Annotated in this window: 11 protein-coding genes; 3 read left to right on the forward strand and 8 right to left on the reverse strand. The window is 60.5% G+C overall.

The window, feature by feature from the left end:
• Position 1 precedes the first annotated feature (1 nt).
• The 3 genes from BLU76_RS24965 (at position 2) to aqpZ (ending at position 3,491) form a co-directional block, all read left to right on the forward strand.
• Complete coding sequence (locus BLU76_RS24965) at positions 2-565, forward strand: peptidylprolyl isomerase (RefSeq protein ID WP_092150838.1); 564 nt, start codon at positions 2-4, stop codon at positions 563-565.
• Positions 566-650: 85 nt separating this feature from the next.
• Complete coding sequence (locus BLU76_RS24970) at positions 651-2,483, forward strand: ABC transporter ATP-binding protein (RefSeq protein WP_092224843.1); 1,833 nt, start codon at positions 651-653, stop codon at positions 2,481-2,483.
• Positions 2,484-2,801: 318 nt separating this feature from the next.
• Positions 2,802-3,491: an aquaporin Z gene (gene aqpZ, locus BLU76_RS24975; protein WP_063322473.1), complete on the forward strand. Its 690-nt coding sequence runs from the start codon at positions 2,802-2,804 to the stop codon at positions 3,489-3,491.
• A 17-nt stretch (positions 3,492-3,508) separates the two neighbouring features.
• On the opposite strand, the gene BLU76_RS24980 is transcribed toward aqpZ, so the two are convergent.
• The 8 genes from BLU76_RS24980 to BLU76_RS31720 form a co-directional block, all read right to left on the reverse strand.
• Complete coding sequence (locus BLU76_RS24980) at positions 3,509-4,633, reverse strand: GNAT family N-acetyltransferase (protein WP_092224845.1); 1,125 nt, start codon at positions 4,631-4,633, stop codon at positions 3,509-3,511.
• Between the two features lie 180 nt (positions 4,634-4,813).
• Complete coding sequence (locus BLU76_RS24985) at positions 4,814-5,866, reverse strand: RHS repeat-associated core domain-containing protein (RefSeq protein WP_256572704.1); 1,053 nt, start codon at positions 5,864-5,866, stop codon at positions 4,814-4,816.
• 195 nt (positions 5,867-6,061) lie between these two features.
• Positions 6,062-7,372: an OprO/OprP family phosphate-selective porin gene (locus tag BLU76_RS24990; RefSeq protein ID WP_063322477.1), complete on the reverse strand. Its 1,311-nt coding sequence runs from the start codon at positions 7,370-7,372 to the stop codon at positions 6,062-6,064.
• A 222-nt stretch (positions 7,373-7,594) separates the two neighbouring features.
• Complete coding sequence (locus BLU76_RS24995) at positions 7,595-7,831, reverse strand: anti-sigma factor family protein (RefSeq protein ID WP_063322478.1); 237 nt, start codon at positions 7,829-7,831, stop codon at positions 7,595-7,597.
• Entirely contained in the window at positions 7,825-8,436 is a 612-nt protein-coding gene (locus tag BLU76_RS25000; protein ID WP_072341392.1) for an RNA polymerase sigma factor, read from the reverse strand. The genes BLU76_RS24995 and BLU76_RS25000 overlap by 7 nt, the downstream gene beginning before the upstream one ends.
• 188 nt (positions 8,437-8,624) lie before the next feature.
• Positions 8,625-9,746, reverse strand: a complete 1,122-nt coding sequence (locus BLU76_RS25005) for a beta-ketoacyl-ACP synthase III (protein ID WP_063322480.1) — start codon at positions 9,744-9,746, stop codon at positions 8,625-8,627.
• A 248-nt stretch (positions 9,747-9,994) separates the two neighbouring features.
• Complete coding sequence (hrpA, locus tag BLU76_RS25010; RefSeq protein ID WP_092224849.1) at positions 9,995-13,906, reverse strand: ATP-dependent RNA helicase HrpA; 3,912 nt, start codon at positions 13,904-13,906, stop codon at positions 9,995-9,997.
• 296 nt (positions 13,907-14,202) lie between these two features.
• Positions 14,203-14,382, reverse strand: a 180-nt coding sequence (locus BLU76_RS31720; RefSeq protein ID WP_218190252.1) for a hypothetical protein, incomplete at its 5' end; no start/stop codon positions are given.

The raw sequence follows: 14,382 nt of genomic DNA on the forward strand, positions 1-14,382 counted from the left end.
CATGCTGAAAAAAATCGCCCTTGCCGCCGGCACCGTATTGTTTGCCGCCAACCTGATGGCTGCGACTCCCGCCAAGGCACCCCATGTATTGCTGGAAACCACCAACGGCCAGATCGAAATCGAACTGGACCCGGTCAAGGCCCCCATCAGCACCAAGAACTTCCTTGAGTACGTGGACAGTGGCTTCTACACCAATACGATTTTCCACCGAGTGATCCCGGGCTTCATGGCCCAGGGCGGTGGGTTCACTCAAACCATGCAACAAAAAGACACCAAGGCCCCAATCAAGAACGAAGCCAGCAATGGCCTGCACAACGTTCGTGGCACCTTGTCGATGGCCCGCACATCCAACCCGGACTCGGCCACCAGCCAGTTCTTCATCAACGTGGCCGACAACGCCTTCCTCGATCCGGGCCGTGACGCCGGTTACGCAGTGTTCGCCAAGGTGGTCAAGGGCATGGACGTGGTGGACATCATCGTCAACTCCCAGACCACGACCAAACAAGGCATGCAAAACGTGCCGATCGACCCTGTGCTCATCAAGTCGGCCAAGCGCATCGACTGAAGCGGCACACGGCAAGCCTGGGCGGCGCGGGTCATCCCGCACCGCCCATTAGCAAAAAGGAGAGCCCCTGCCAGGGCATTTACAGATGGTTTTTCGCCGTTTCGAAACACTGATCGATATCTTCCGCGACGCCCCGAGCTCGGCCCCGCCGAACCGCGTCCTGCCCTTCTACACCTATTACCTGAAACAGGTCTGGCCCAGCTTCGTCGTGCTGCTGGTGGTGGGCCTGATCGGCGCGCTGATCGAAGTGGCACTGTTCAGCTACCTGAGCCGCATCATCGACCTGACCCAGGGCACTCCGAATGTGGACTTCTTCAAGGTCCATGGCCTGGAACTGGCCTGGATGGCGGTGGTGGCGCTGGTCTTTCGGCCGATCTTCGTGGCCCTGCATGACCTGCTGGTGCACCAGACCCTGAGTCCCGGCATGACCAGCCTGATCCGCTGGCAGAACCACAGCTACGTGCTCAAGCAGAGCCTGAATTTCTTCCAGAACGATTTCGCCGGGCGCATAGCCCAGCGCATCATGCAGACCGGCAACTCCCTGCGCGACTCGGCGGTACAAGCCGTGGACGCCCTGTGGCACGTGCTGATCTACGCCATCAGTTCCCTGGTGCTGTTCGCCGAAGCCGACTGGCGCCTGATGATCCCGCTGCTGATGTGGATCGCCGCCTACATTGGCGCACTCTGTTACTTCGTGCCAAGGGTCAAGGAGCGCTCGGTGGTGTCGTCCGATGCCCGCTCCAAGCTCATGGGCCGGATCGTCGACGGCTACACCAACATCACCACCCTCAAGCTGTTCGCCCACACCAACTTCGAGCAGCAGTACGCCCGCGAAGCCATCCAGGAGCAGACCGAAAAAGCCCAGTTGGCCGGTCGCGTGGTGACCAGCATGGACGTGGTCATCACCGGCATGAACGGGCTGCTGATCGTCGGCACCACCGGGCTGGCGCTGTGGCTCTGGACTCAGTCGCTGATCAGCGTGGGCGCCATTGCCCTGGCGACCGGGCTGGTGATCCGCATCGTCAACATGTCCGGTTGGATCATGTGGGTGGTCAACGGCATCTTCGAGAACATCGGCATGGTCCAGGACGGCCTGCAGACCATCGCCCAGCCAGTCAGCGTCACCGACCGCGACCAGGCCAAGCCCCTGGCGGTCGCTCGCGGCGAGGTGCGTTTCGAGCACGTGGATTTCCACTATGGCAAGAAAAGCGGCGTGATCGGCGACCTCAACCTGACCATCAAGCCCGGGGAAAAAATCGGCCTGATCGGCCCGTCCGGCGCGGGTAAATCCACCTTGGTCAACCTGCTGCTGCGTCTTTATGACGTGCAAGGCGGGCGCATCCTCATCGACGGCCAGGACATCGCCGAGGTCGGCCAGGAAAGCTTGCGCGAGCGCATCGGCATGATCACCCAGGACACCTCGCTGCTGCACCGCTCGATTCGTGACAACCTGCTTTACGGCAAGCCAGACGCCACCGATGCGCAACTCTGGGAAGCCGTGCGCAAGGCCCGGGCCGATGAGTTCATTCCATTGTTGTCGGATGCCGAAGGTCGTACCGGTTTCGACGCCCATGTGGGTGAGCGCGGCGTGAAGCTGTCCGGCGGCCAGCGCCAGCGCATCGCCATTGCCCGGGTGCTGCTCAAGGACGCGCCGATCCTGATCATGGACGAAGCGACGTCAGCACTGGACTCGGAAGTCGAAGCGGCGATCCAGGAAAGCCTCGAGACCCTGATGCAAGGCAAGACCGTGATCGCCATCGCCCACCGCCTCTCGACCATCGCCCGCATGGACCGCCTGGTCGTGCTGGAAAACGGCCGCATCGCCGAAACCGGCAGCCATGCCGAACTGCTGGCCCATGGTGGGTTGTATGCGCGGTTGTGGCAGCACCAGACGGGTGGGTTCGTGGGGATCGACTGAATCAACCAGACACCACTGACCCCTGTGGCGAGGGAGCTTGCTCCCTCGCCACAGGGTCTTTGCTTAAACAGTAGGGCCAGTGCAGCCCCAAGGCCTTTCTGAAAAAATCTGTCCAGAATCCATTTAGCCCATATAGCAACGACATACTCCCCGCCGACCACGGCCAAAACCGCCCCAGTCCATGACTCTGGCGGTTTTTTTGTGCCGCTGGATTTGTCGATAAACCCTGCTGTACTCAGCCCAGGTTCTGGAGATGAGCCTGTCGTAATGCTGCAGGATGCATAACCGATTATCACGACTGTTTTTTCAAGGATGCTTATGTCTTTACTCAAACGTTCAACGACTGAGTTGTTGGGTACGTTCTGGCTGGTGTTGGGCGGCTGCGGCAGCGCGGTATTGGCTGCCTCCGGGATTGGCGTGCTGGGGGTTGCCCTGGCATTCGGCCTGACGGTGTTGACCATGGCGTTCGCCATCGGTCATATCTCCGGCTGCCACCTGAACCCGGCTGTGTCGGTGGGTTTGTACGTGGGCGGGCGGTTTCCGGCCAGGGAATTGCCGGCCTACATCATCGCCCAGGTCATCGGTGGTGTGCTGGCCGCGGCGCTGATCTACTTCATCGCCAGCGGCAAGGAAGGCTTTGACCTGACCGCGTCCGGCCTGGCGTCGAACGGTTACGGCGAGCATTCACCCGGTGGGTATTCGTTGGCGGCCGGTTTTGTGACCGAGCTGATCATGACGGCAATGTTCATCCTGATCATCCTCGGCGCCACCGATAAACGTGCCCCGGCCGGGCTGGCACCGATTGCCATCGGCCTGGCCCTGACGCTCATTCACCTGATCTCGATTCCAGTCACCAACACGTCCGTCAACCCGGCCCGCAGTACCGGTCCGGCGCTGATCGTCGGCGGCTGGGCCATCGAGCAACTGTGGCTGTTCTGGGTAGCACCGCTGCTGGGTGCTGTCATTGGTGGTGTCTCTTACCGCTGGCTGGGCAACGAAGACAGCTGAGTCACACCCGCGAAAAATCAGCACTGCCGATAAGGCAGTGCTGTTTTCGCCTCTTCGGCATAGGCCAGCACCCCCTCTTGCTCGCGCACGAGGAAATCCGCCACGGCCGCTTTCAACCCCGGATGCCGCAAGTAATGCCACGAACGGGTAATCACCGGTTCGAACCCCCGAATCAATTTGTGCTCGCCCTGGGCCCCGGCATCGAAACGCTGCAAGCCATGGGCAATCGCGTAGTCCATGCCCTGATAGAAACAGGTCTCGAAATGCAGGCGATCAAATTCCGCCAGGCAGCCCCAGTAACGCCCGTAGAAACTGTCGCCGCCCACCAGGCTGAACGCCATCGCCACCGGCCGTGAACCTTGCTTGGCCAAGACCACGCGAATGGCCTCAGGCATGCGCTCGGCCAGCAGGCTGAAGAACGCCCGGGTCAGGTACGGCGCCTGCCGCCGCACCGCGTAGGTGTTGGCGTAACAGGCGTAGACAAAGTCCCACTGGGCCTCGTCCAGTTGCTGGCCTTCGAGCCATTCGAACTCGATGCCCTGCCCCGCCACCTGTTCACGCTCCTTGCGCATCTGCTTGCGCTTGCGCGAACTGAGGGCATCGAGAAAATCCTGGAAGTCCCGATAACCACGATTTTGCCAGTGGTACTGGCAGCCAATCCGCTGCAGCCAACCCTCCTGCCCGGCCAGCGCCGCGTCGGTGAAGGCATCGGTGAAGTTGATGTGGGCGCTGGAAAGCCCTTCGATCTCAAGATAACCCGGCAGGCTGCCCAACAATTCCAGACCGTCCTCCACGCGGGCCGCCAACAATCGCGGACCGCTGACCGGACTGAACGGCACCCCTGTCAGCAGCTTGGGGTAATACTCGATCCCGGCCCGGGCGCAGGCATCGGCCCAGGCATGGTCGAATACGTATTCACCGTAGGAATGCCACTTGCGGTAACTGGGCAAGGCCGCCAGCAGACGACCGCCTTCGATGTGCAGCAAATGCTCAGGCTGCCAACCAGATTGCGGGCCGAGGCTGGCACTGTCTTCCAGGGTGCTCAGGAAGGCGTGACGCAGGAATGGTTGGTTGGCGGGTACCAGGGCGTCCCATTCTTGCGGCGCAATGGCGGACAGGCTGTCCAAGACGTGAAGCGGCATGCGGTTCCTCGATATCCAGACAATGGATGGAGCGAGTATCGCCGATCCGGACGGTAGGAACGAGAAGCAGGATACTTTTTTACGGGCTTGGGTGATGAGTGATCCGAAATAGGATATTGGCGGTACTACTCGACATCTTGCAGTTCGAAAAAATCAGTTATTAGAGGTCGCCCCCTTTACTTATTCGCGAATATTCTTCATTTCCGCCGCTGTTCTGACTCTATCTTCCACACTGGCTAAATGTTCAGCGCGCTCCTGCCCTGGTATGTTTTTCATCATCTTATCGTACACTTCTGCGAGCGCCTCGAGTTTTTTTGCCCCACGCCGCGTAATTCCAACCTCACCTTTGTGGCGTAGAGCGAATTCATAATTCTTCAATGCAGATATTGTTTTTCCGCGAAAAAAATCTTGCTCACTGATCATGTTACTCACAATCTCCGGACTGACTTCCAGATCACTAATTTCAATAAATTTAGCCTCATATTTTCTAACCATCACGTCAAAATAAGCCACGTTTTTTTGGGCATTCAAAACATCTTCAGACCCAATAACTCTTAAACTCGGAGGCTTGACTCTGTGCTTAGTCAAGGTAAAAATCCCGGATGTAGTTTCGCCCACAGAAAACGCTGCTGGCTTTCTAAAAAAACGCGATACAGCTCCTATAAAACCATGCCCCGTCGGGTCTACATTATTAATTGGATCCCCCACACAATACATGTACGCATTCAATCCCCCCCTACCGAAGGGACTCAAGTTATCCGGGCTGTGAAACCTCATCAACTGAGGATTGAAGACACGGTAGCCCTTGCCCAGCAAATACCAGCCGGTCTGCCTTTCGCGCCGCTCGCCGTTGTAACCCAAATGACTACTCGCCGAGCTGCCTTCAACCCGATGGCCATAGGGTGAATACGCAATACTCGTGAGTCCCTGCCGAGTAACTTCACCCATCACGCTGTTCTTATCATCGCCCATCAGCAATATGGGACTGGCATCACCACCGGTTTGGCACTCGGCGAGCACCACGCCCTCTGCACGCACGAAGGTTGTGCTGACAGTCCCGCTGACTTCGCTCGCCAGCTCATCGTTTCGGTAGAACCGATGCTCTTTGCCCTCGGACGTAGTGCGCCCGATCAAGCTATCGAGTGCGTCATAGTGAAAGCGGGTGGTCGGTTCATAGGGCGAGGCAGCGAAGTTGGTAATGGGGTGATTGGACCCAAGATCTGAATCCGCCATGGTTGACTCTCCAGGTGAGCTATGGTGGCCTGAAGAAGTAAGCACGCTTTCCGGATACGGCGAAACTGTCAGGGTTGACAGGTGGCTACCCATACAGCGCTTACCCAAACGCGGCTCAAAAAAAAACCCCGCCAGAGGCGGGGTTCAAAGGAGCGCTTTAACGGATGAAGTCAGAGCGGTATATCAAAGTGCGGTTTAGAACACGTACTGAGCACGCATCACAAAACCGTCGCCATCGTCGTCGCCATTGGCGTTGGTCACTTTGTCGGTCTTGGCCTTGATGTAGGCAGCGGAAATTTTCACCGCTTCGTTGGCGTACCAGTTCACGCCCAGGTTGTGCACCTTGGCTTCGGCATCGCCCACGTCGCGGGTCGCCGAGGCAGTGGTGATGTTGTCGTCTTCGACGGTCAGGCTGTCGAAACGATAGAACACTTCCCAGGCACCGATGGATTTGTTCTGAGGTTTGATCGCGTCAAACTTGCCGACTTTATAACCACGGGACTCGCCGGTGAGGGTGTACGCGCCCTGTACGTAGAAGCCATGGCCTTTGATGTCTTCGAAACCATCGGCATCAGCCTTGGTCTTGCGAGTGATGTATTCGCCCTGGATCGACGCAGGCCCCATGGCGAAAGCGGCTTCCAGGCCGAAGGCGGTGTCGCGGTCGTACGAACCGGCTGGCGAGTTGTTCGCGCCGCCCAGTACCGGACGGTTGCCGTTAGGGCCGGCGTCGTTGCCACCCAGGGTTTCAACGCCACGCATGCCCAGGCGGGAGCGATAACGCGCATCGAAGACGGTGTCGGAGACGTCGCGCGAAGCCACGTTCACACCGAAGTGCAGCACGTTGCCAGCATCGTGCATTGGCGCGAATACGAAGCGACCGTTGACTTGCTTGACGCTGTCGCCGTCGGTGTCGTCGGTGTCTTTGCTGAATACACCGGCCGAGGCATAGAACGAATCGGCGAAGGTGCTGGAGGCTTGCAGGCCCAGGCCGTTCTGATGGCTGTTCGTCCAGTCGATCAGGTCGTAAGCGGCGTTACGCTCAGGTGCAGTGACCCACTTGGAGCTGGTGGCTTTTTCCAGGCCGAAGTCGGGGTCGAAGCGACCCACCTTGATCGAAACCGGCTTGAAGCCGTTGTAGGCCAGGGACGCTTCGTCGAAGTAGCCGTTATCGGAGTCGCCACTGTTGTGGGACATGTCGTAGTTGATGGTGTAGGCCCAATCCGTGTACAGCACGCCGGACAGTTCCAGGAACGCGCGGCGGATGTAAGCGGCATCGGCCGAGTTGCCGTTGTCGGTGTAGATACCATCGAACTGGCTGTAGTCAGCCTGCAGACGACCACCGAGCTTGAAGCTGAACTCTTTGTCAGTGGTAGCGACCTCAAGGCCGCCCTTGGTTTTGACCACGATATCGGCGCCGTCGGTGGTGACGGTGCCGGCGAAAGCCTGGGCGGTTACTGCCATTGCCAGTGCGCTGGCGGCAACACCTGCGAAGTGCTTGCGGATCATCGAAGAATTCCCCTGTTGGTAGTCTATGCGTTAGAAAACACGCGGAACTGGGCCCGCTGGTGTTGGGAGGGGATCTTGGCGACGGGTTGTGTCAGGCGAGTTGCTATCACATAAAGATTTTATGACAGCGGAACTTTTTACTTCGAAAGGGAATAACTGAGAAGCAGCTGCAAGGAGTGAGCTGCAAGCGGCAAGTTAGAGCAGTCGCAGGTGCATACGGAACTAGGGGTGGTGACGTTTACGTTCAGCCGCGAGTTTTTCGGCGAGGTGATCCAGGTCGGGAATGGGGGCTTCAGGAAGCTTTTTGAGGGTCGCCTGCATTAGCCGCATCTGGCGGATAAAACGCCGGCAGTTGGGGCAGAACATCAGGTGATGACGCACCATCAGGCGTTCACGAAAACTTAACTGGCCGTCGAGATAATCGCTGGAGCGCGCCACTTGTTCCTTGCAGGTCAGCATTCGCCGGTTTCCTCGAAATGTTCAACGGTCGCGAAGACTTTCAGCCGGGCGCGATGCAACAGCACTCGCACATTGGAGAGCGAAATATCCAGAAGATTACAGATTTCTTCCAGCTCCAGTCCCTGGCGTTCCCGCAGGTTCAGCACGCTGCCTTGCAGTTCCGACAGGCTGAGCAACGTGTGCTCCAGGCAATCGCGTAATTCCGCCATCGTGAGCAGCGCCTCAGGCGTGTCCTGGTGCCAGGCGAACGGCGCCAACAGCCAATGACCGTCGGCGGCGAAACGATCATCGCCGAGGGTGCCATGGGGTGACGGCAGATCGTCGAGCAACACCTCCCGACGGTTCTGTTTGTAGCGCCCTTTGGCAGCGTTGGCGGTGATGGTCAGCAGCCAGGTCTTGAGGCTGGAACGTCCCTGGAAACCACTGAGATTACGCACCACCGACAGCCACGCGTCCTGCACCACCTCATCGACATGGCGGCTGCCGACGATGGCATAGGCCACGGCGCGCATCGGGCTCTGGTAGGCGCTGACCAGCTCCTTATAGGCCTGCTGCTCACCGGCCAGGAGGCGTTGGAGCAGAAGGGTGTCATCGGTGACCGTCATTCAACGCCCCATTGCCTGGAAGACTGATGATTTTTCTGTGGCGAGGGGATTTATCCCCGCTGGGTTGCGAAGCGACCCTAATATCTGCCATTGCGGTGCACCAGGATGTATTCATTGCCTGCTTTGGGGCTGCTACGCAGCCCAGCGGGGATAAATCCCCTCGCCACAATACATCCCATTGCCAGTCATCAATGCTTACGCAAAATCACACTGCCAATCGAATACCCAGCGCCGAACGAGCTGAGCACGGCGACCGAACCGCTGGGCAAGTCATCCTGGTATTTGTGAAAAGCAATCACCGAGCCCGCCGAACTGGTGTTGGCGTAGCGGTCGAGGATCACTGGCGCTTCCTCTTCGGTGGCTTCGCGCCCCAGCAGTTTGCGCACGATCAGGTGGTTCATGCTCAGGTTGGCCTGGTGCAGCCAGAAGCGCTTCACCTCGCCGACGTTCAGCTGGTTTTCTTCCAGGTGGGCACCGATCAGCTCGGCCACCATCGGGCAGACGTCGCGGAACACCTTGCGGCCTTCCTGGACAAACAGCTTGTCACGGCTACCGATGCCTTCTTCGGCGGCGCGGTTGAGGAAGCCGAAGTTGTTGCGAATGTTGTTGGAGAACTTGGTCAACAGCTTGGTGCTGACCACGTCGAACTGGTACGGCGAGGTCGCCAGGTCCGCCCGCTCGATGATCACGGCGGTGGCCGCGTCGCCGAAGATGAAGTGGCTGTCGCGATCACGGAAGTTCAGGTGGCCGGTGCACACTTCCGGGTTGACCATCAGGATTGCCCGGGCCTGGCCCAGTTGCACGCTGTTGGCTGCTGCCTGGATGCCGAAAGTGGCTGAGGAACAAGCCACGTTCATGTCGAAACCGAAACCTTCGATGCCCAGGGCTTCCTGGACTTCGATGGCGATGGCCGGGTAGGCACGCTGCAGGTTGGAACAGGCGACGATGACCCCGTCGATGTCGGCGACCGTGCGGCCGGCGCGCTCCAGGGCCTGTTTCGCAGCGCCGATGGCCATCTCGCAGAGCACCGACCACTCGTCGTTGGAGCGCTCGGGCAACCGTGGGGTCATGCGTTGCGGATCAAGAATGCCCTCCTTGTCCATGACAAAGCGGCTCTTGATGCCGGAGGCCTTTTCGATGAACGCGGCGTTGGATTCGGTCAACGCCTCGACTTCACCGCGCGCGATGGCATCGGCGTTGTCGGCGTTGAATTGCGCGACATAGGTATTGAAAGATTGCACCAGCTCTTCATTGGAGATGCTGTTGGCCGGGGTGTACAGGCCGGTGCCGCTGATGACGACGTTATGCATGGTCGTGTCTCTGATCTGTTCAGGCAGAAAGCATTGGCACCGACGTACCAATACACAAAGGGACTTTTCCCATCCGGGGAAGCAGCCCTGGCATCGCTTTATTCCGATCCGCCCGAGGCATTGAAGCTCAAAACCACGGGACCGGCATTTATAGCCGCGAAGTTTGCCATAAACGCTGGCGTTTGGCCCATTCTCCCTCACTTACTACATAAAACCTGTGGGTTACGGGCCTGCCCGTGATTCTGCGATCAGCCCTCCACCAGGCTCCACTGCTTGCCCAGGCGCTTGTCGGAAATCGGCACCTTGGTCCCCAGTTGCTGGGCGAACAGCGACACCCGGTATTCCTCCAGCCACCAGCGGTACAGTTCCAGTTGCGGATCGCGCTTGCCTTCCTGGGCGTGTTTGCTGGCGCGGGCCTGGTATTGGGCCCAGAGGTTCGACAGCTCGCCGCTCCAGACCCGGTCTTTCTGCACCTGGCTACCGAGCTTCTCGAAGCGTTGCTCGATGGCCTTGAGGTAGCGCGGCAGCTCCTTGAGCCACTGATGTGGGGTTTCGCGCACGAACCCCGGGTACACCAGGTGGCTGAGTTGCTGCTTGATATCGTTCAGCGCCACGGCCTGGGCCAGGTCGATCTTGCCCTTGAAGCGTTTTTGCAGGCCATGCCAGAGCTTGAGGATGTCCAGGGTCAGTTTCGCCAGACGTTCGGCATGCTCGGTCCAGCCGCCGCGCTTGCGCTCGGCCAGGGAGGCCAGTGCGGCACCGTCGCGGGGCAGGCTCGCTTCGCCTTCGAGCACACAACTGTCGAGGCTGGCGAGCAGGATGTCTTCCACCAGGCCGTCGATGCGGCCCAAGTCGCGGTACAGCAGGCCCAGCTCCGTCAGCCCCGGTAGCTTGCCACGCAGGAACTTGGCCGATTCGGCCAATTGCTGCATGAGCAAGCGTTGCAAGGCGCGGCGATGCTGGAACTCGGCTTCGGCCGGGGTCGGGAAGCGGCCTTCCTTGACCACGCCGCCCTCTTCCACCAGCGCCGGATAGACCGTCATCGACAGCCCGGCGATCTTCTGCTGGGTTTTCTCGGCCACCGGCGCGAAGATTTTCGCCTCCACCGGCGCCTGGCTTTTCGCCGTTTGCGGTACGGCCAAGGCGGCCTGGCTGGCCTCGGCAAAGCGCGCCGTCAGCTCGGCCAAGTCCCGGCCCTCACCGAGGAACTTGCCCTGGCCGTCGACGATTTCCAGGTTCATGCGCAGATGGCTTTCCACCTGCTGCGCGGCTTCCGCCCAGGCTTCGTCGCTGACCCGCGCGCCGGTCATGCGCAACAACTCACGGCCCAGGGCTTGCGGCAACGAACCTTCGGCGAAGGTGATGCGTTGCAGCGCCGCCTTGACGAAGTCGGGCACCGGCACGAAGTTCTTGCGCAAGGCCTTGGGCAGGTTGCGCACCAGGGCGATGCACTTGGCTTCGATCACCCCTGGCACCAGCCACTCCAGGCGCTCCGGCGGTAGCATCGGCAGCAGTGGCGCCGGCACTCGCAATGTCACGCCGTCGCGTGGGTGGTTGGGCTCGAAGTGATAGCTCAGCGGCAAGGTCAGGTCGCCGACGCGCAAGGTGTCGGGGTAATGCGCGGCGGTGACTTCGCTGGCTTCGCGGGCCAACACGTCTTCTTCGCGCATGATCAGCAGTTGCGGGTCTTTCTGGCTGTTGATCCGGTACCAGCTGTCGAACGTCGCGGTCTGGTGGATCTCGGCCGGCAAGCGCGCGTCGTAGAAGGCAAACAGGGTTTCCTCGTCCGCCAGGATGTCGCGGCGACGGGCCTTGGCTTCCAGCTCGTCGAGTTGCTCCAGCAACCGGGTATTGGCACTCAGGCACTTGGCTTTGGACTGGATCTCGCCGCGCACCAGCGCCTCGCGGATGAACAGCTCCCGTGACACCACCGGGTCCACCGGCCCGTAATGCACTGGCCGTCGACCAACGACGATGAGCCCGAACAGGGTGATTTGCTCATAGGCCACCACCTGTCCGCGCTTCTTCTCCCAATGGGGTTCGAAGTGGTTTTTCTTGATCAGGTGCCCGGCCAGCGGCTCGATCCAGTCCGGTTCGATCTTGGCAACCATGCGCGCATACAGCTTGGTGGTTTCCACCAGTTCGGCGGTCATCAGCCATTGCGGACGCTTCTTGCCCAGGCCCGAAGACGGATGGACCCAGAACCGCCGCTGGCGGGCGCCGAGGTAGTCGCCCTCTTCGGTTTTCTGGCCGATCTGGCTCAACAGGCCCGAAAGCACCGCTTTGTGCAGTTTCGGGTAATCGGCCGGTTCTTTATTGAGGCTCAACTGCATGTCGCGGCAGATCAGGCTCAACTGACGATGGGAATCGCGCCACTCGCGCAGGCGCAGGTAGTTGAGGAAGTTCTTGCGGCACCAATTGCGCAGCGGGCTGGCGGTCAGGGCCTGGCGCTGCTCTTCGAAACCGCGCCACAGGTTGACCAGCCCGGCGAAGTCCGAATCCGCGTCCTTCCACTGGGCGTGGGCCTGGTCCGCCGCCTGTTGGCGCTCCGGCGGACGCTCGCGCGGATCCTGGATCGACATGGCACTGGCGACGATTAACACTTCCTGCAAACTGCCCAGCTTCGCCGCTTCCAACAGCATGCGGCCCATGCGCGGGTCCACCGGCAGGCGCGCCAACTGGCGACCGAGCGGGGTCAATTGGCTGTTGCGGTCCACCGCCGACAATTCCTGCAGCAGGTTGAAACCGTCACTGATGGCCTTGCCATCCGGCGGCTCGATGAACGGGAAATCAGTGATCTCGCCGAGGCGCAGGTGCAGCATCTGCAGGATCACCGCCGCCAGGTTGGTGCGCAGGATTTCCGGGTCAGTGAACTCCGGCCGTCCAAGAAAATCTTCTTCGCTGTACAGCCTCACGCAGATGCCCGGCTCGACCCGCCCACAGCGTCCCTTGCGCTGGTTGGCACTGGCCTGGGAAATGGCTTCGATGGGCAGGCGCTGGACCTTGGCCCGATAGCTGTAGCGGCTGATGCGCGCGGTGCCGCTGTCGATCACGTAGCGGATGCCCGGCACGGTCAGCGAGGTCTCGGCGACGTTGGTCGCCAGCACCACGCGACGGCCCGGGTGGGACTGGAAGATCCGCTGCTGTTCGGCCGGCGACAGTCGCGCATACAGCGGCAGGATCTCGGTGTGCTTGAGCTGGGCCTTGCGCAGCATCTCCGCGGCGTCGCGAATCTCCCGCTCGCCCGGCAGGAACACCAGCACGTCCCCAGGGCTGCGGCGCTCGCTGCGCTCGTAGGCGGCGATTTCATCAAGGGTGGCGAGGATCGCCTGGTCGACAGTCAAGTCATCCTCGACCCGGTTGCCTTCCTCGTCCTGCTCCAGGGTCAGCGGGCGATACCAGGTTTCCACCGGGAAGGTGCGGCCCGAGACTTCCACGATCGGCGCATCATCGAAATGCTTGGAGAAGCGCTCCAGGTCGATGGTCGCCGAGGTGATGATGACTTTCAGGTCCGGACGGCGTGGCAGCAGGGTCTTGAGGTAGCCCAGCAGGAAGTCGATGTTCAGGCTGCGTTCGTGGGCTTCGTCGACGATGATCGTGTCGTAGCGCTCGAGGTAGCGGTCGTTCTGGGTCTCGGCCAGCAGGATGCCGTCGGTCATCAGCTTGATCAGGGTGTTGGCGTCGCTCTGGTCCTCGAACCGCACCTGATAACCCACCAGCGCCCCCAACGGCGTAGCCAGTTCCTCGGCCACCCGGCTCGCCACGCTGCGAGCGGCGATCCGGCGCGGCTGGGTGTGGCCGATCAGACCATGCTGGCCGCGACCGATTTCCAGGCAGATCTTCGGCAACTGCGTGGTTTTGCCCGAGCCGGTTTCGCCGGCGATGATCAGCACCTGATGCTTGAGCAACGCTTCCTTGATTTCGTCGCGCTTGGCGGCGATCGGCAAATTGTCGTCATAGCGGATCACTGGCAGGCTGGCCTTGCGCGCCAGCACCTGGTCGCACGACGCCTGCATGCGCGCCACCCACTGGGCCAGCTTGGCCTCGTCGGGTTTCTTGCGCAGCTCGAGCAACTGACGCCGCAACCGGTGACGGTCGGCGAGCATGGCGTGGTCGAGGTTTTTCAGCAGCTTGTCGATAGCGGGGGCTTGGTCAGTCATCAGGTACGCAAGGGTCTTCGGTTTGTGCAGGGGGGCGATTGTCGCAGATTTGCGGCCATTGCGCCGAACGCGCAAAGCAGCCCACCGCCACACCCTTGTGGGAGCGAGCTTGCTCACGATGGTGGTGGTTCAGCCTGCATTAGATGTTGACTGAGATACCGCTATCGCGAGCAAGCTCGCACACAGGAGCTTTTCGTCAAAGCTGCTTGTGTGGCGAGGGAGCTTGCTCCCGCTGGGCTGCGCAGCAGCCCCTCTCAAGCTCACTCAATCAACCTGACCCACCGCGTCGCCGGGTTCTAGGGCCGCTGCGCGCCCCAGCGGGAGCAAGCTCCCTCGCCACGGGAATTGGGCGCGGCGCGGGTTAAGGGAATGCCTCGAATCAGTGTCAGTCTCAAGAGCAAATCGGTTGGTCGACCGGGATGCTTTTGAGCTTTTGAGCTTTTGAGCTTTTGAGCTTTTGAGCTTTTGAGCTTTTG

It is taken from the genome of Pseudomonas sp. NFACC08-1, from assembly GCF_900106735.1.
In the GTDB taxonomy this organism is placed as follows: Bacteria; Pseudomonadota; Gammaproteobacteria; order Pseudomonadales; family Pseudomonadaceae; genus Aquipseudomonas; species Aquipseudomonas fluorescens_Q.

What these genes read in the sequence shown, in the direction of transcription:
- BLU76_RS24965 (WP_092150838.1), top strand. Translation starts at nt 2, where the DNA reads ATGCTGAAAAAAATCGCCCTTGCCGCCGGCACCGTATTGTTTGCCGCC.
- BLU76_RS24970 (WP_092224843.1), top strand. Translation starts at nt 651, where the DNA reads ATGGTTTTTCGCCGTTTCGAAACACTGATCGATATCTTCCGCGACGCC.
- aqpZ (WP_063322473.1), top strand. Translation starts at nt 2,802, where the DNA reads ATGTCTTTACTCAAACGTTCAACGACTGAGTTGTTGGGTACGTTCTGG.
- BLU76_RS24980 (WP_092224845.1), bottom strand. Translation starts at nt 4,633, where the DNA reads ATGCCGCTTCACGTCTTGGACAGCCTGTCCGCCATTGCGCCGCAAGAA.
- BLU76_RS24985 (WP_256572704.1), bottom strand. Translation starts at nt 5,866, where the DNA reads ATGGCGGATTCAGATCTTGGGTCCAATCACCCCATTACCAACTTCGCT.
- BLU76_RS24990 (WP_063322477.1), bottom strand. Translation starts at nt 7,372, where the DNA reads ATGATCCGCAAGCACTTCGCAGGTGTTGCCGCCAGCGCACTGGCAATG.
- BLU76_RS24995 (WP_063322478.1), bottom strand. Translation starts at nt 7,831, where the DNA reads ATGCTGACCTGCAAGGAACAAGTGGCGCGCTCCAGCGATTATCTCGAC.
- BLU76_RS25000 (WP_072341392.1), bottom strand. Translation starts at nt 8,436, where the DNA reads ATGACGGTCACCGATGACACCCTTCTGCTCCAACGCCTCCTGGCCGGT.
- BLU76_RS25005 (WP_063322480.1), bottom strand. Translation starts at nt 9,746, where the DNA reads ATGCATAACGTCGTCATCAGCGGCACCGGCCTGTACACCCCGGCCAAC.
- hrpA (WP_092224849.1), bottom strand. Translation starts at nt 13,906, where the DNA reads ATGACTGACCAAGCCCCCGCTATCGACAAGCTGCTGAAAAACCTCGAC.